Origin of the sequence: Pseudomonas sp. UM16, from assembly GCF_050312595.1 — a bacterium.
Taxonomy (GTDB): Bacteria; Pseudomonadota; Gammaproteobacteria; order Pseudomonadales; family Pseudomonadaceae; genus Aquipseudomonas.
In genome coordinates this window covers 56,389-73,486 of sequence record NZ_JBNPJT010000001.1, presented here as the reverse complement: position 1 = coordinate 73,486, position 17,098 = coordinate 56,389, and the positions used below count along the sequence as shown (strand labels likewise).

Annotated in this window: 13 protein-coding genes; 10 read left to right on the top strand and 3 right to left on the bottom strand. The window is 59.8% G+C overall.

All coding sequences use genetic code 11. From position 1 onward, the window contains the following. Window positions 1-25: 25 nt before the first annotated feature. On the top strand, window positions 26-937 hold the full coding sequence (locus tag ACQRAX_RS00355; RefSeq protein WP_412037722.1) for a hypothetical protein: 912 nt from the start codon (window positions 26-28) through the stop codon (window positions 935-937). Then, complete coding sequence (locus ACQRAX_RS00350; protein ID WP_412037723.1) at window positions 934-1,944, top strand: tetratricopeptide repeat protein; 1,011 nt, start codon at window positions 934-936, stop codon at window positions 1,942-1,944. Before ACQRAX_RS00355 ends, ACQRAX_RS00350 begins: the two co-directional genes overlap by 4 nt. A gap of 180 nt (window positions 1,945-2,124) precedes the next feature. Here the strand turns inward: ACQRAX_RS00350 and ACQRAX_RS00345 are convergent, their stop codons facing one another. The 3 genes from ACQRAX_RS00345 to ACQRAX_RS00335 form a co-directional block, all read right to left on the bottom strand. Beyond that, a complete protein-coding gene (locus tag ACQRAX_RS00345; protein ID WP_045179709.1) occupies window positions 2,125-2,802 on the bottom strand; it encodes a Crp/Fnr family transcriptional regulator in 678 nt (225 codons plus the stop codon). Window positions 2,803-2,887: 85 nt separating this feature from the next. After that, window positions 2,888-3,529 carry a two-component system response regulator NarL gene (gene narL / locus ACQRAX_RS00340; RefSeq protein WP_412037724.1) on the bottom strand — a complete coding sequence of 214 codons (642 nt, stop codon included), beginning with the start codon at window positions 3,527-3,529 and terminating at the stop codon, window positions 2,888-2,890. Continuing rightward, complete coding sequence (locus tag ACQRAX_RS00335; RefSeq protein WP_412037725.1) at window positions 3,526-5,328, bottom strand: HAMP domain-containing protein; 1,803 nt, start codon at window positions 5,326-5,328, stop codon at window positions 3,526-3,528. The genes narL and ACQRAX_RS00335 overlap by 4 nt, the downstream gene beginning before the upstream one ends. A 315-nt stretch (window positions 5,329-5,643) precedes the next feature. Here ACQRAX_RS00335 and ACQRAX_RS00330 point away from each other — a divergent pair, with 315 nt between their 5' ends. The 8 genes from ACQRAX_RS00330 to moaA all read left to right on the top strand — a co-directional run bounded on the left by ACQRAX_RS00330 (window position 5,644) and on the right by moaA (window position 17,084). After that, window positions 5,644-6,939: an MFS transporter gene (locus ACQRAX_RS00330; protein WP_412037726.1), complete on the top strand. Its 1,296-nt coding sequence runs from the start codon at window positions 5,644-5,646 to the stop codon at window positions 6,937-6,939. After that, the gene (locus ACQRAX_RS00325) at window positions 6,926-8,323 is read left to right on the top strand and encodes a NarK family nitrate/nitrite MFS transporter (protein ID WP_412037727.1); all 1,398 of its coding nucleotides are present in this window, start codon (window positions 6,926-6,928) and stop codon (window positions 8,321-8,323) included. The genes ACQRAX_RS00330 and ACQRAX_RS00325 overlap by 14 nt, the downstream gene beginning before the upstream one ends. A 69-nt stretch (window positions 8,324-8,392) precedes the next feature. Continuing rightward, complete coding sequence (locus ACQRAX_RS00320) at window positions 8,393-12,160, top strand: nitrate reductase subunit alpha (RefSeq protein WP_412037728.1); 3,768 nt, start codon at window positions 8,393-8,395, stop codon at window positions 12,158-12,160. Window positions 12,161-12,171: 11 nt separating this feature from the next. Beyond that, window positions 12,172-13,710 carry a nitrate reductase subunit beta gene (gene narH / locus ACQRAX_RS00315; protein WP_412037729.1) on the top strand — a complete coding sequence of 513 codons (1,539 nt, stop codon included), beginning with the start codon at window positions 12,172-12,174 and terminating at the stop codon, window positions 13,708-13,710. Between the two features lie 2 nt (window positions 13,711-13,712). Then, complete coding sequence (gene narJ / locus ACQRAX_RS00310) at window positions 13,713-14,468, top strand: nitrate reductase molybdenum cofactor assembly chaperone (RefSeq protein WP_412037730.1); 756 nt, start codon at window positions 13,713-13,715, stop codon at window positions 14,466-14,468. Beyond that, window positions 14,461-15,141 (top strand): respiratory nitrate reductase subunit gamma, encoded by a 681-nt coding sequence (gene narI, locus ACQRAX_RS00305; protein WP_412037731.1) that lies wholly within the window; start codon window positions 14,461-14,463, stop codon window positions 15,139-15,141. Before narJ ends, narI begins: the two co-directional genes overlap by 8 nt. A 10-nt stretch (window positions 15,142-15,151) precedes the next feature. Beyond that, entirely contained in the window at window positions 15,152-16,069 is a 918-nt protein-coding gene (locus ACQRAX_RS00300; RefSeq protein ID WP_412037732.1) for a peptidylprolyl isomerase, read from the top strand. A 22-nt stretch (window positions 16,070-16,091) separates the two neighbouring features. Continuing rightward, on the top strand, window positions 16,092-17,084 hold the full coding sequence (moaA, locus tag ACQRAX_RS00295) for a GTP 3',8-cyclase MoaA (protein WP_412037733.1): 993 nt from the start codon (window positions 16,092-16,094) through the stop codon (window positions 17,082-17,084). Window positions 17,085-17,098: the final 14 nt, after the last annotated feature.

Here is a 17,098-nt window from a genome sequence, read left to right as displayed (position 1 = left end):
ATGAGGATTAAGCCCTCAAGAAATTATGACGTCGAGGAATAAAAGCGCAGCATCACTCACTGGCGTGGCGGCGAACGCACCGATCGACGATGGCGCCACTGCCGCCTTGATCTTTGGCCCCGGCGCCAAGGGTACGTTTGCCTTTGAGGTGGGGTACGACGCCGTCTATGAACTGTTGAACCTGTTTCGACGCGAACTGCACAAAAACCACGGCCAGCCACTGGACTGGGTGGATGGCAGTGCGGTGGACCTGTTCAGCAAAATGAACTTGCTCGGCCTGGCGGGCCTCGATCCAGGCATGCTCTACCTGATGGGGTTCGACAAGATAGCTGAGCTCTGTGAGGCACTTACTTCCGCTGGCAAGGGTGGACCGATCGCGCACACCATCGTGAACTACGACAACCCCTCAGAGTTGGAGCAATGGACCGTGGAGGCGATTCCGGAAGCCTTGGGGCCAATGTTGATGACGTTGATTAGTGAGGCGAAAGCGTTTGAAGTTACGTCCTTCCGCAAAGATTACAGTACAAACAAATTAGTTGAGAGTAAAAGACGTTACAATAAATCAGAATGTTGGATGCTTCAGCAGAGAGCAATCAACCGGTTATTGGGCTGGATTGTTATTAATGCACAAAAAAAAGGTAATCTGTCCACCGCTCAACTGCAGTTTGAAGAAGCGTGTATGCGAATGAGCCGCTTTGGCAGCAAATCGGAAACCCCAGGCCAGTCGTATTGTACAAATAGGTTAAAGATGGACAGCTTCATGGCCGAAGGCGTAGAAAGGCTACATGACCATCTGGCCGATCAGACTCGGGCAAAGTACAAGAAAAACTCTGCGATACTCGGCGCAAGGAAAGATAATTACTGTGAGCGCCGCGGATATTACGGTAGAGATTATGTTCCAGGTGGCGTTGCGAAATACACAGGAGTAGGACAATGATAGATTCCCAGGTCTTTAAATATCTATCACTCGTTACGCTACTTGGGGTTTTTGCAATTTTTTCAGTATCTTCATTTGCGGCATTGTCGCCGGATCAGCAGGCGGCGAAAGATCGCGGTATTATGCTGTATAACCAGTACAAGCCATCCGAAAAAGAGTTGCGTATTGCCGCTGAAGCCGGAGACGCAGAGGCGCAGTTTTATTTAGGCGAAGACCTTCGCCATAAGAATCGTTACATGACAGCAGAAGCCAGAAATTTCCTTGAGGCCTCTGCGAGTCAAGGCAACCTCTATGCAATGATTCGCCTGGGCCATAGCGGTAGCGGGCTTTGCAACATATTAGGTAATTGCCCAGCAGGCTATAAAAGTTCAGACGACTGGTCTTTGGAGGCATGGAAAATATCCAAAGCGCTAGCCGCAAAAGGAGACCCGGAAGGGTTGTATATTTTTTATCGCGTGACGGGAGAGTTAGAGTTTTTAGTTAAATCTGCTGAAGCAGAATTCCCATTTGCTCAGTATTGGTTGGCAAGAAGATACCATAACGGCGATGGGTTTTTTTGGCTACCTTGGCGACGCAGCCAGGAAATTGAGCGCTGGTACAAAGCTGCCGCTGAAAATGGTCACCCAGAAGCCATGGTTAGGTACGCCGTTATCATTTATGAAAACCAAGGCGACATGGCGGTGGTGCGTTACTGGATTGAAGAAGCGGCAAAAACAGGTTATCAAAATGGTGTAGGTCACTTGGCCTCTGAGTCTGCGCACTTACGAACCTATTTTGATTTCCCGTTAGATTTGATAAAGGCTTATGGCCTGACATCATTACTACTAGTTCTAGACGGAGGTGGCGGAGTACTAGAGTTCGCAAAAGAGAATCTTGAAGAAATATCCGCCCAAATGACCCCCGAACAAATCGAACAAGGTAAAGCCTTCGCACTGGAATGGCAGGCCGCCAACCCACGACCTATTTCATTCTTCCCTATGATGCTTGACCCGTTGGATTCTTTTTGATTTTTGTACGCCATTTCAAAATTTCAAAACTTCAAATTGGCTACACCACGTGATGTTGCAAAATACAGGCGAGATGGCCTGAAAGCCCGCCTAGGCGTAACCCAAGCATCGATGGGGCAGCGACGGCCCTTCGGCTGCTCCCCGGTCGGAAGGGGCGCGAGTTTTGGTTACTTTGGCCCATCAATGCTGGTAATCGACCAGCGCCTCAGTCGCCAATATACGAATGTCACGTCGCTCCATGGCAATCAAACCGTGCTCCACCAAGCGGTGGAGGATGCGCGAAAACGTCTCCGGTTGAATCCCCAGTTTCGACGCTACCAGGCGCTTGGGCACTTGCAAGACCACGCGATCATCCTGCGGGTCGCGCTCCTGCAGGAGGTAGTTGATCACCCGTTGACTGGCGCTGGCCAAGGTCAGGGTGTCGATGTCCTTGAGGCGCTGGTGCAGGTTGATGCTCATGCTGGCGAGGATCGACAGGCACACCTGCGGCTGGTCTTCGAGGGCATTGCGGTAGTGGTTGCCTTCGATGCTGATCACCACGCTGTCCTTGAGCGCGGTGGCGCTGACCGGGTAGTAGCGGGTCTGGCTGAACAGCAGGGCTTCGGCAAAGGACTGCCCCGGCTGAATCACCTCGACGAGGTTTTCCTGACCTTGGGCGGTGATGCGGTAGAGCTTGATCTGGCCACTGACCAGGAGGAAAAAACGCTTGGCCGGATCACGCTGGTGCATGAGGGTGTCGTGACAACTCAGGCGCCGCTGCATGGCCAGGCCGCAGACTTGCTCGAAAATGTTCTCAGGCAATTGGTTGAACAGGTGATGACGGCGTAAAAACAGTACATGTGAAGGGTGGGTCAGCATGGGATACCTCCGCTGACCGCCATGGTAGAGCGCCAGGCGCCACCGGCCTATGCCTCTGCCGGCCTACCTCCAAAGGGGCATAAGCTTAGTGGCGCAGATGCTCCATGGCCCAGACAGCGGCCTCGACCCGCGAGCGCAGGCCGAGTTTGTGCAATAGGTTTTTCACATGGACTTTGACCGTGCCTTCGGTGATCCCAAGCTTGTGGCCGATGACCTTGTTGCTGTAACCGCTGGCGATGGTTTTGAGGACCTGGCGTTCGCGTTCGGTCAGTTCAACCTCGGGTTGGCGCGGCGGTGAGCGCAGGGCCTGGGCCATCACCTGGGTCAGCCCCGGGCTGATTACCAGGGTGCCATCCATCGCATCGCGGATGTACTGGACCAACAGTTCCGGCTCCATGTCTTTGAGCAGGTAGCCATCGGCATCCAGGCGCAAGGCATCACGGATATCGTCTTCGGCGTCGGAGACGGTGAACAACAGGACTTTACCGCTGAACGACAGGTTGCGCAGGTGGCGCAGGGTTTCGATGCCGTTCATTTGCGGCATGTTGTTGTCCAGCAACACCAGGTCTGGTTGCAGCGGCTCGATCATCGCCAGGGCTTCTTCGCCGTGATTGGCCTCGCCGACAATCTCGAAGTCGTCTTCCAGTTCGAGCATCTGGCGGATGCCGCGACGCATCATCGGGTGGTCATCGACCAACAGGATGCGGCAGAGGGCTGGGCTGTTCATGTGACGTTACCTTGGGTAGGGCGCCCGAGAAACTCCGGGCGAAATTCCATTTGTACCCGAGTGCCTTGCGGCTCGCGGGTAAGGATCTGCAACTGGCCGTACAGGCTGCGCGCCCGCTCGTCCATGATGTTCAGGCCATGGTGCTCACGGGGATCACGGCTGCCGACGAAACCGCGACCATCGTCCTCGATGGACAGGCACACGCTTTCGCCGTTCTGGCGCAGCTGCAGCCAGGTGTTTTGCGCGTGGGCGTGGCGCAGGCAGTTGGAAAGCGCCTCGCGGGTGATTTGCAGGATGTGGATCTGTTCACTGGCCGACAGTTCGAAGGCCAGGTTGTCGATGTGCAGGTGGACCTGAAAAGCGCCTTTGCGGGTGAATTCCTGGGCGGTGTCTTTCAGGCCCTGAGCGAGGCCGTCATCGTGAATCTGCAGGCGAAAGGTGGTCAGCAGTTCGCGCAGTTGGCGGTAGGCGTTGTTCAGCCCTTCACGCAGCTCGGCGGTCACGCCTTCCAGGGTCTCTTGTGGCTCACCGCGGCGCATCAGCGTCTGCATGCGGCTGACTTGCAGCTTCATGTACGACAGCGCCTGGGCCAGTGAGTCATGCAGCTCACGGGCGATGATCGCGCGCTCTTCTAGCAGCAGCAGGCGGTGATCCTGCTCGCGTTGGCGCTTGAGTGACAGGGACGTGCCGATGAGGTTGGCCAGGGCCTGAATCAGCTGGGTTTCCCAGGCTTGTGGGGCATGGCCATCAATAAAGTGTGCCTTCAGTTCACCCAGGGCGCTGCCCTGGTTGCTGATGCTGTAGCTGTGCGGGTTGGGTTGTTCGTGGCGCTGGCAGGTGGCGCAATCGCTGCTGGCGCAGACTTTGCGGCTGTCGGCACCGTGCAGGGCGAGCAACTGTTGCGCCGGGGCTTGCAGTTGGCCCTGCAGGCACAGCGACAAGCGCAGGCCGGGCAGGCGCTGCTGGAAGCGGCGGATCAGCACATCCAGGCCTTCGGCGTTGGCCAGGCGGGTGGCCAGGCTGCTACTGCTTTGATACAGCAGCTCAAGCGCAGCATTGGCCTGTTGCAGGTGCAAGGTCTTCTGCTGGACCTGGGTTTCCAGGGTGCGATGGGACTGCTCGATGGTTTCGGCCATGGCGTTGAAGCTGGTGGCCAGCTGACCCAGCTCATCCTCGGATTGATGGTTGACCCGCGCCTGGAATTCGCCGCGGCGAAAGCGCTGGGTGGCATCCACCAGTTCCTGCAGCGGGCTGATCACGTTGCTTTGCAGTTCGTGCAAGCCTACCAGCAGGACGATCATGGTGATGAACAGTGCCGCGCCTTGAATCAACTGTTGCCAGGTCTGTTTGTGTTCACTCTGGCGCTGCAGCAGATTGACGAACTGGTTGAGCTGTTCGACGAAGGGCAGGGCGCTGGCCTGGAACGTCGCCGCATCACCACGTTCCAGTGCTGGAATCAGGGTTTGTTGCCAGTACAGCTGAAGGTTTTGGTAGCTGGCTTCAAGTTCGGCGTTTCGGCCGTCTTCGAGTACCGCCTTGAGTGTCTGGCTGTTGAGCCGCTGTTGCAGGCTCTGACTGATGCCAGTGATTTCTGCTTTATCGGCGCCGGCGGCAAGCTGCCAGCTCAGGCGGTAGGTTTCCATGCGCACCGAGCCTGCGGTGTTGATCGCCGCGGCATCGCCCTGGCTGAACCAGGCGATCAGGCCGGCGCTCAGCGAACTTGCCAGCGCCAATACGGCAATCAAGATGACCGCCAAACCAGCGCGCGCGGGGAGGGAACTGCGTAGCCAACGGATCATGGCCGTGGGCCTGAGGCGAAACAGGGAAAAACACGCATGCAGGGCTCCGGCGAGTGATCGCCTTTGGTTTTGCAGCCCATCCCTGGCCTTCTACCTCTAAAGAGTTCTGACCCTTCGAGTTAGCCCGAATATGCGCTCTGAAAACGCCAACACGCTGATAAACAAAGGGTTTAGAGGTTTGTGGGCGCTACCTCGTTGGAGGTAGGCGGGCAAATCATAGGCCTGAACCGGCTTTGGCTTCGTTGACGCGCATCAAGTTTTTACCGGGTTTGCCTCTCTAGTCTGCCGCCAATGCTTACTAACGGGAGACGCAAGATGAACCCACCGCGTGTACGACAGGGCCTGGTACTGGGCATGAGTACGCTGGCCTTCACCGTCTGCTTCATGGTCTGGATGATGTTTGCCGTGCTCGGCGTCCCTATCAAGGAGTTGCTGGACCTTAACGAAACCCAGTTCGGCCTGTTGGCCGCCACTCCGGTGCTGACCGGTTCACTGGTGCGCCTGCCGCTGGGGATGCTGACCGACCGCTTTGGCGGCCGCATCGTGTTCTTCCTGTTGATGCTGTCTTGCGTGTTGCCGCTGTACCTGATCAGTCATGCCACCGCCTACTGGCAGTTCCTGGTACTGGGGCTGTTTGTCGGCCTGGCCGGAGGCTCGTTCTCGGTCGGTATCGCCTATGTCGCCAAATGGTTCGAGAAGGAAAACCAGGGCTTTGCCATGGGCGTGTTTGGTGCCGGCAACGCAGGCTCGGCGGTGACCAAGTTCGTTGCCCCGGCGTTGATTGCCGCTGGCAGCTGGCAGCTGGTGCCCAAGGTGTTCAGTGCCGTGCTGTTTATCACCGCCTTGCTGTTCTGGTTCTTCAGTGCCGACAACAAGGCTCACCGCAGCACCCAGGGCGCAAGCCTGGGCGAGCAGCTCAAGGCGTTGGCCGACCCTGCGGTGTGGCGCTACTGCCAGTACTACTCGATTGTCTTCGGCGGCTATGTAGCGCTGGCATTGTGGATGACCAAGTACTACGTCGAGGAATACGGCTTTAACCTGCAAAGCGCAGCGCTGCTGGCCGCCTGTTTCTCGCTGCCTGGGGGCGTGCTGCGTGCAGTCGGTGGCTGGATGTCGGACCGCTGGGGCGCGCAGAGTGTGACCTGGTGGGTGCTGTGGGTCAGCTGGATCTGCCTGTTTCTGCTGTCCTACCCGCAGACCCAACTGCAGGTGCAAACCCTCAATGGCCCGCTGGACTTTCACATCGGCCTGAGCCCGGTGCTGTTCACTGTCCTGCTGTTCATCATCGGTATTGCCTTCGCCTTCGGCAAAGCCTCGGTCTTCAAATACATCGCCAACGACTACCCGCAAAACATGGGGGCGGTGTCCGGCATCGTCGGCCTGGCCGGCGGCCTGGGCGGCTTCATCCTGCCGATCATGTTTGGCGCCCTGGTGGACCTCACCGGCGTGCGCTCCTCGGCCTTCATGTTGATGTACGGCGTGGTCTGGGTGTCCCTCATCTGGATGTACTTCAGCGAAATCCGCAAACGCCCGCTGCTCGGCAAACAGCCGCAGGCAGCCTCGAATCCGTTTTCCAGCATTGCTCAAGGAGAAGACCATGTCGGTTCTTAACAAGCCTGACGCGGGCCCGGTCATTCATGACTGGCGCCCGGAGGACCCCGCGTTCTGGGGACGCAGCGGCAAGAAAACCGCGACCCGCAACTTGTGGATTTCCATTCCTGCGCTGCTGTTGGCCTTTGCCGTGTGGATGGTCTGGAGCACGGTGATCGTGCGTCTGAACGCGATCGGCTTCAATTTCACCTCCGACCAGTTGTTCCTGCTGGCGGCCTTGCCCGGGCTGTCTGGCGCTACGTTGCGGGTGTTCTACTCGTTCATGGTGCCGATCTTTGGTGGCCGCCGCTGGACTGCCCTGAGCACCGCCTCATTGCTGGCGCCGACGTTGTGGATGGGCTTTGCCGTACAGGACCCAAGCACCCCTTACAGCGTGTTTGTGTTGATCGCACTGCTGTGCGGCTTCGGCGGCGGCAACTTCGCCTCGAGCATGTCCAACATCAGCTTCTTCTACCCCAAGTCGCAGCAGGGCACGGCCCTGGGCCTGAATGCCGGTCTGGGTAACCTCGGTGTTTCGGTGATGCAGTTCAGCGTGCCGCTGGTGATTACCTTCGGCGTCTTCGGGGTGATCGGCGGTGCTCCTCAGGTGCTTGCTGACGGCAGCCAGCTGTGGCTGCAGAACGCAGGCTTTCTCTGGGTGCCATTCATCATCGCGGTGACCCTGCTGGCCTGGTTCTTCATGAACGACTTGTCCAGTGCCAAAGCCTCGTTCAGCGAGCAGGCGGTGATCTTCAAGCGTAAGCACAACTGGCTGATGTGCTGGTTGTACCTGGCCACCTTCGGCTCGTTCATCGGCTTCTCTGCCGCTTTCCCGATGCTGATCAAAACCGCGTTTCCGGACGTCAATGCGCTGTCTTTTGCCTTCCTCGGCCCACTGGTCGGCGCCCTGGTTCGCCCCTTGGGCGGCTGGCTGGCGGACAAGCTCGGCGGTGCCCGCGTCACCCTGTGGAACTTCGTGCTGATGATCGTGATGGTCTTCGGTGTGCTGCACTTCATTCCGCAGCAGGGCGCCCACGGCAACTTCTACGGCTTCCTCGGCATGTTCATGTTGCTGTTCTTCACCACCGGCATCGGCAACGGTTCGACCTTCCGCATGATCCCGGTGATCTTTCGCACCCAACACGAAAAGGCCGCCGCTGGCAAAGGTGCGAAGGCCCACGAGCAGGCGCTGAAAAACGCCGGTAAGGAATCGGCTGCAGTGCTCGGTTTCAGTTCGGCCATGGGGGCCTTCGGCGCCTTCTTCATTCCCAAGACCTTCGGCACCTCGATGGCCATGACCGGAAGTTCCGCGATGGCTTTCTACATGTTCGTCGGCTTTTACCTGAGCTGCATTGTCGTGACCTGGTGGTGGTACGCCCGCAAAGGCGCCGAAACCCCTTGCTGACATGAGTGGAATTCAATTGTTGCGTGGGTGGGGCACAGAACCCCACAGCAAGCCTGAGAGGAAAGCATCATGAGTCATTTGCTCGATCAATTGCGGTTCTTCAACCGCAAGCAAAGCGAGTTTTCCGACGGTCACGGCGAGACTCGCAAAGAGTCGCGCGACTGGGAGAACGTCTACCGTTCACGCTGGCAGTACGACAAGATCGTACGTTCGACCCACGGGGTGAACTGCACCGGTTCCTGCTCGTGGAAGATCTACGTGAAGAACGGCCTGATCACCTGGGAAACCCAGCAGACCGACTATCCGCGCACCCGTAACGACCTGCCCAACCATGAACCGCGCGGCTGCCCTCGGGGCGCCAGTTACAGCTGGTACATCTACAGCGCCAACCGCCTCAAGTACCCGAAGATCCGCAAGCCGTTGCTCAAATTGTGGCGTGAAGCGCGCCAGAGCATGGCGCCGGTCGAAGCCTGGGCGAGCATCGTCGAGAACAAGGCCAAGGCCGATTCGTACAAAAGCAAGCGCGGCATGGGCGGCTTCATTCGCTCCAGCTGGGATGAGGTTACCGAGATCATCGCCGCGGCTAACGTTTACACCGTCAAGCAGTACGGCCCTGACCGGGTGGTGGGCTTCTCGCCGATCCCGGCCATGTCAATGGTCAGCTACGCCGCCGGCGCGCGTTACCTGTCGCTGATTGGCGGCACTTGCCTGAGTTTCTATGACTGGTACTGCGACCTGCCACCGGCCTCGCCGATGGTCTGGGGCGAGCAGACCGACGTGCCAGAGTCGGCGGACTGGTACAACTCCAACTACATCATCGCTTGGGGCTCCAACGTCCCGCAGACCCGTACCCCCGATGCGCACTTCTTCACTGAGGTGCGCTACAAGGGCACCAAGACCGTGGCTATTACCCCTGACTACTCGGAAGTGGCCAAGCTCACCGACCTGTGGCTCAACCCCAAGCAGGGCACCGACGCGGCCCTGGCCCAGGCCTTCAACCATGTGATCTTCAAAGAGTTTCACCTGGATCAGCCCAGCGCTTATTTCACCGAATACGCCAAGCGCTACACCGACCTGCCGGTACTGGTGTTGCTCAAGCCGATGCTCGGCACCGCACCCGGCGCCGGCTACCAGCCTGATCGCTTCCTGCGCGCCTCGGATCTGGCCGACAACCTTGGCCAGGAGAACAACCCTGAGTGGAAAACCATTGCCCTCGATGCCAATGGCGAGCTGGTTTCGCCACAAGGTTCGATCGGTTACCGCTGGGGCGAGCAGGGCAAGTGGAACATCCTTGCGCGTGAAGGTGGTGCTGGCCGTGAGGTGGACCTGAGCCTGAGCCTGATCGGTGGTGACGTGGCCGAAGTGGCCTTCCCGTATTTTGCCGGTGAATCCCACGAGCACTTCCAGCATGTCGCCGGTGATGCCGTGCAATACCGCCGTGTGCCGGTGCGCAGCCTGACCCTGGCCGATGGCAGCCAGGTCAAGGTCGCCACCGTATTCGACCTGTCGGCGGCTAACCTGGCCATCGACCGTGGCTTGGGCGGTGCCAACGTCGCCCGCGACTATGACGATGCCAGCGTGCCGGGCACCCCAGCGTGGCAGGAGCAGATCACTGGCGTCAGCCGTGAGAAAGCCATCCAGATCGCCCGTGAGTTTGCCGACAACGCCGACAAGACCCGTGGCCGCTCGATGATCATCGTCGGTGCGGCGATGAACCACTGGTATCACATGGACATGAACTACCGTGGGCTGATCAACATGCTCATGCTCTGCGGTTGTGTCGGCCAGACCGGTGGTGGCTGGGCGCACTATGTCGGCCAGGAAAAGCTGCGTCCGCAATGCGGCTGGCTGCCACTGGCCTTCGGCCTGGACTGGAACCGTCCGCCACGGCAGATGAACGGCACCAGCTTCTTCTACGCCCACAGTTCGCAATGGCGTCACGAGAAGATGAGCATGCACGACGTGCTCTCGCCACTCGCTGACAAGAGCCAATTCCCCGAACACGCCCTGGACTACAACATCCGCGCCGAACGCGCCGGTTGGTTGCCCAGCGCGCCGCAGCTCAATACCAACCCGCTGCACATCTGCCGCGACGCCGCCGCCGCCGGCATGTTGCCCAAGGACTACGTGGTCAAGGCCTGGCAGGACGGCTCGCTTCGGTTTGCCTGCGAACAGCCGGACAACCCGGTCAACTTCCCGCGCAACATGTTCATCTGGCGCTCCAACCTGCTGGGTTCGTCGGGCAAGGGCCATGAGTACATGCTCAAGTACTTGCTCGGTACCCGTAACGGGGTGATGAACGAAGACATCGGCCAGGTCGGCGACTGCAAGCCAGAGGAAGCCGAATGGGTCGACGAAGGTGCCATTGGCAAACTCGACCTGGTCACCACCCTGGATTTCCGTATGTCTTCGACCTGCGTGTATTCCGACATCGTCCTGCCGACCGCGACCTGGTACGAGAAGGACGACATGAACACCTCGGACATGCACCCCTTCATCCACCCGTTGTCGGCGGCCATTGATCCGGCCTGGGAGTCGCGTTCGGACTGGGAAATTTACAAGGGCATTGCCAAGGCCTTCTCGGCCATGGCCGAAGGGCACCTGGGCATCGAGCAGGACCTGGTCACCGTACCGTTGATGCATGACAGCGTCGGCGAACTGGCCCAGCCGTTTGGCGGCACCGACTGGAAAACCGCCGGCGTGGCTCCGCAGCCGGGCAAGAACGCCCCGAACCTGCAAGTGGTCGAGCGCAACTACCCGGCCATCTACAAGCAGTTCACCTCGCTCGGGCCACTGCTGGAAAAACTCGGCAACGGCGGTAAGGGCATCAACTGGAACACCGAGGAGGAGGTCAAATTCCTGGGTGAACTGAACTACCGCGAGAACGACCCGGGGATCAGCCAGGGCCGGCCGAAGATCGATACCGCAATCGACGCAGCCGAAGTGATTCTGTCGCTGGCACCGGAAACCAACGGCCACGTGGCGGTCAAGGCCTGGGCGGCGCTGTCTGAGTTCACTGGCATCGATCACAGCCACCTAGCATTGTCCAAGGCCCACGAGGCGATTCGCTTCCGTGACATCCAGGCGCAGCCGCGCAAGATCATCTCCAGCCCGACCTGGTCGGGGCTCGAAGACGATCACGTCAGCTACAACGCCGGCTACACCAACGTCCATGAAAACATCCCATGGCGCACCATCACCGGCCGCCAGCAGTTCTACCAGGATCACCCGTGGATGCAGGCCTTCGGTGAGCAGTTGATGAGCTACCGGCCACCGGTCAACACCCAGACCATCGCCGCAGTCAAAGGCAAGCGCAGCAACGGTGAAACCGAGATCGTCCTCAACTGGATCACCCCGCACCAGAAGTGGGGCATCCACAGCACCTACAGCGACAACCTGCTGATGCTCACCCTGAGCCGTGGCGGGCCGATTGTCTGGCTGTCGGAGATCGACGCCAAACGCGCCGGTATCGAAGACAACGACTGGATCGAGTGCTTCAACGCCAACGGTGCCTTGACCGCCCGTGCGGTGGTCAGCCAGCGGGTCAAGGAAGGCATGGTGATGATGTACCACGCCCAGGAACGGATCGTGAACGTGCCGGGCTCCGAGACCACCAAGACCCGCGGCGGCCACCACAACTCGGTGACCCGCGTGGTGCTCAAGCCGACCCACATGATCGGTGGCTACGCCCAGCAAGCCTACGGTTTCAACTATTACGGCACGGTCGGTTGCAACCGCGACGAATTCGTCGTGGTGCGCAAGATGGCCAAGGTCGATTGGCTTGAGGGTTCCAACAGCGATGAGCTGCCACGCCCGCTGCCAACCGAGATGGATTGAGGAGTGCTGTCATGAAAATTCGTTCGCAAATTGGCATGGTCCTGAACCTGGACAAATGCATCGGCTGTCACACGTGTTCGATCACCTGCAAGAACGTCTGGACCAGCCGTGAAGGCATGGAATACGCCTGGTTCAACAACGTCGAAACCAAGCCTGGGATCGGCTACCCGAAAGAATGGGAAAACCAGGACAAGTGGAAAGGCGGCTGGGTGCGTAACGCCAACGGCAGCATCAATCCGCGCATCGGCGGCAAGTTCCGAGTGTTGGCGAACATTTTCGCCAACCCGGACCTGCCAGGCCTGGATGACTACTACGAGCCGTTCGACTTCGACTACCAACACCTGCACACCGCCCCGCTGGGCAATCACCAGCCCACCGCGCGGCCGCGCTCGCTGGTGTCGGGCAAGCGCATGGAAAAGATCGAGTGGGGCCCGAACTGGGAAGAAATCCTCGGTACCGAGTTTGCCAAGCGGCGCAAGGACAAGAACTTCGATCAGATCCAGGCGGACATCTACGGTGAGTACGAAAACACCTTCATGATGTACCTGCCGCGCCTGTGCGAGCACTGCCTGAACCCGGCGTGTGCGGCGTCGTGCCCCAGTGGCGCGATCTACAAGCGCGAGGAAGACGGCATCGTCCTGATCGACCAGGAGAAGTGCCGCGGCTGGCGTATGTGCATCAGCGGCTGCCCGTACAAGAAAATCTACTTCAACTGGAAAAGCGGCAAATCCGAGAAGTGCATTTTCTGCTACCCACGGATTGAAGCCGGGATGCCGACCGTTTGTGCCGAAACTTGTGTCGGGCGTATTCGCTACCTCGGTGTGCTGCTGTATGACGCCGACCGCATCAGCGAAGTGGCCAGCACCGCTAATGAGCATGACCTGTACGAGAAGCAGCTGGAAATCTTCCTCGACCCTAACGATCCGGCGGTGATTCGCCAGGCCCTGGAAGACGGCGTGCCGCAGTCGGTGATCGACGCCGCGCAGCGCTCGCCGGTGTACAAGATGGCCGTGGACTGGAAGTTGGCGCTGCCGTTGCACCCTGAGTACCGCACGCTGCCGATGGTCTGGTACGTACCGCCACTGTCGCCGATCCAGAATGCCGCCGCTGCTGGCACAGTCGGCATGAACGGCGTGATCCCCGATGTCGACAGCCTGCGGATTCCGCTGCGCTACCTGGCCAACTTGCTCACCGCCGGTGACGAGAAACCGGTGAAGCGTGCGCTCAAACGCCTGCTGGCGATGCGCGCCTACAAGCGCTCCGAGCAGGTTGAAGGCGTACAGGACCTGCAAGTGCTGAAGGATGTTGGCCTGAGCGTGAACCAGGTCGAAGAAATGTACCGCTACCTGGCCATCGCCAACTACGAGGACCGCTATGTGGTGCCCAGCGCCCACCGTGAAGAGGCCATGAGCGACGCTTTTGCCGAGCGTTCCGGGTGCGGCTTCAGCTTTGGCAGCGGCTGCAGTGGTAGCTCCGACACCAATATGTTCGGGGCCAAGAAGGCCAACCGCCGCGACATTCTCAAAACCGTACAGTTGTGGGAGGACTGAGCATGCGCATTCTTAAAGTGATTTCGCTGCTGCTGGATTACCCGACCGAAAACCTGGTGGCCGGACGCGACGAACTGGAGCAGGCCATCATTCAGGCGCGGGAAATCAGCCCGCGCCAGCGTGGCGCACTGTTCGAGCTGCTGGAACTGATCTGCAACAACGACCTGATGGATGGCCAGGAGCACTATGGCGCCTTGTTTGGCCGTGGCCGGTCGCTGTCGTTGCTGCTGTTTGAACATGTGCATGGTGAGTCCCGCGACCGTGGTCAGGCCATGGTCGACATGCTCGCGCAGTACGAGGAGGCCGGTTTCGCCATCGGCGTCAAGGAGCTGCCGGACTACATCCCGCTGTACCTGGAGTACCTCTCGACCCGCGAAGACCTCGAGGCCCGCGAGGGCCTAGCCGATGTCGCGCACTTGCTGGCGTTGCTGGCGGCACGCCTGGAAGAGCGCGAGAGCGCCTACGCCAGCTGCTTCCGCGCGCTGCTGCAAATCGCAGGTGCCGAACCGCACCAGGCCGTGGCCGACCTGCGCGAGCAGGTGGCCGCCGAACAGCGCGATGACTCGCTCGAAGCACTGGACAAGGTCTGGGAGGAAGAGGCGGTGGACTTCCTCAAGGCCGAACAGCAGGAGCGTTGCAGCGCCATGCCGAGTGCGCCGGGCAAGGCCCGGGAAGAAAGCGCGGTACCGCTGCACTGGGTTGATTTTCAGCATCAAGGCCAGGCCAGCGCGCCGGCCTCGGAGGTGGGCAATGTCTAAATGGAATCTGTTGATGTTTGGGGTCTATCCCTATGTCGCCCTGGCGGTCTGCCTGTTGGGCAGTTGGGCGCGTTTTGACCTGTCGCAGTACACCTGGAAGGCGAGCTCTAGCCAGATGCTGTCCAATCGCGGCATGCGCGCGGCGAGCAACTTGTTTCACGTCGGGGTGCTGTTCGTTCTGGCTGGGCACTTCGTTGGCCTGCTGACACCGGCCTCGGTCTATCACCATGTGATCAGCACCGAAAACAAGCAACTGCTGGCCATGGTCTCGGGTGGCTTCTTCGGCCTGTTGTGCCTGATCGGCCTGATCATGCTGATTCACCGGCGCCTGACCGACCCACGGGTGCGCGCCACCTCCAGCACCTCGGACATCCTGATTTTGCTGGTGCTGCTGGCTCAGTTGGTGCTTGGCTTGATGACCATCGTTGCCTCCACAGGACACATGGATGGTTCGGTCATGGTGATGCTCGCCGATTGGGCGCAGAACACCGTGCTGTTGCGTCCCGTCGAGGCGGCCGCTGCGATTGCCCCGGTCAGCCTGGTGTACAAGTTGCACGTGTTCCTGGGCCTGACCCTGTTCGTGCTGTTCCCTTTTACCCGTCTGGTGCATGTGGTCAGCGCACCGATCTGGTACCTGGGGCGTCGTTATCAAATCGTTCGGCAGAAAATCTGAGGAGACAGTCATGTCAAGCGGATGTGGATGTGGCGGCGGCAATGGCGGCGGCGGTGGCTGCGCCTCTTCAACGCTACCTGCGCCAGAATTGAGCGTGGCGGCGGTGGAGCTTGAGCCCGCGGCGCAACTGATCGCCAGCAGTGAGCAGGAGTGGCCGATCATCAGTGTCAACGCGGTATCGATCAGCCCCCAGGCCATGGCCCAGGAGCTGCAGTACCACCCGGCAGTTGACCGCGAGGAGGCGGTGTTCATGGCTGCCCGTGCGCTGGTGATCCGCGAGCTGTTGCAGCAGCGCATCGCCGCGCTGGGCCTGTCGTTGCAGGTCGGGGCAGGTGAGAACGAAGAAGAGGCGGCCACGCGCCTGCTGTTGGAGCGCGAAGTGCAGGTGCCTGAGTGTGATGAGGCCACTTGTCTGCGTTACTTCGAAAGCAATCGCGGGCGCTTTCATAGCGCACCGCTGCTGGCGGTGCGGCACATCCTGCTCGAATGTGCCCCGGACGACGCCGAGGCGCGCAGCTTGGCGCTGGTTCAGGCTGAAATACTGCAGCAGCGCCTGGAGCAGTTCCCCGCGCAGTTTGCCGAGCTGGCGCTGAAATATTCCGCCTGCCCGTCGAAGGCGCAGGGCGGCGAGCTGGGGCAGATCAGTAAAGGCCAGACCGTGCCGGAGCTTGAGCGCCAGCTGTTCACCCTGACGCCGGGGCTGGCCAGCAAACCGCTGGAAAGTCGTTATGGTTGGCATGTGATCTACGTCGATCAGCGTATCGAAGGCCAGCAACTGCCCTATGAGGCGGTCGCCACGGCAATTCGCACGCAACTGCAACAAGGCGTCTGGCAGAAAGCGGTGGTGCAGTACCTGCAGACGCTGATCGGCGCAGCGGATATTCGCGGCATCCAGCTGCAAGGCGCCGATTCGCCGCTGGTGCAGTAACCAGATAGACAAGGGGTAGGTGATGAGCACAGTGATGCAGGATGGATTCGGGCGGCAGATTGATTACCTGCGCATGTCGGTGACCGATCGTTGTGATTTTCGCTGTGTGTATTGCATGGCCAAGAACATGACGTTCTTGCCGCGCCAGCAGGTCCTCACGCTCGAGGAGTTGCAGCGCCTGGCAACACTGTTTGTCGGTCAGGGCGTGCGCAAGATCCGTTTGACCGGCGGCGAGCCGCTGATTCGTCCGGGTATTGTTGATCTGTGCCGTCATATTGCCGCCTTGCCGGGATTGCGCGAACTGGTGATGACCAGTAATGGCTCGCAACTGCAACGCTTGGCCCGGCCGCTGGTAGACGCCGGGGTCAAGCGCATGAACATCAGCCTCGACAGCCTGGATGGCGAGCGGTTTCGGGCGATCACCCGCAACGGTGACCTCGATCAGGTGTTGCGCGGCGTAGACGCGGCAAGCTGCGCCGGGTTCGAGCGGATCAAACTCAACTGTGTGGTGATGAAGGGGCGCAACTTCGATGAGGTCCTGCCGCTGGTGCAGTACGCCATCGATCAGCGCATTGATATCACCTTCATCGAAGAGATGCCGCTGGGTGAGGTCGGCCGCTCGCGTGGCGAGTCGTTCTGTTCCAGCGATGAGGTGAGGGCGCTGATTGCCAGGCGCTACACCTTGCTCGACAGTGCCGAGAACAGTGGTGGGCCGGCGCGATATGTGCGCCTGGCGCAACACCCGGATACCCGCATTGGTTTTATTTCCCCCAACAGTCACAACTTCTGCGCCAGTTGCAACCGGGTGCGGATGACCGTGGAGGGGCGTCTGCTGTTATGCCTGGGGCAGGAGGACTCGCTGGACCTGCGCGGGATGTTGCGCCGCTATCCGCTGGATGATCAGCCGATTGTTACGGCGCTGCAGCAGGCGCTGCGGCGCAAACCGTTACGGCATGATTTCAACCCTGATGGTCAGGTGCAGATTTTGCGGTTCATGAACATGAGTGGGGGGTGATGGGAATGCGTAGG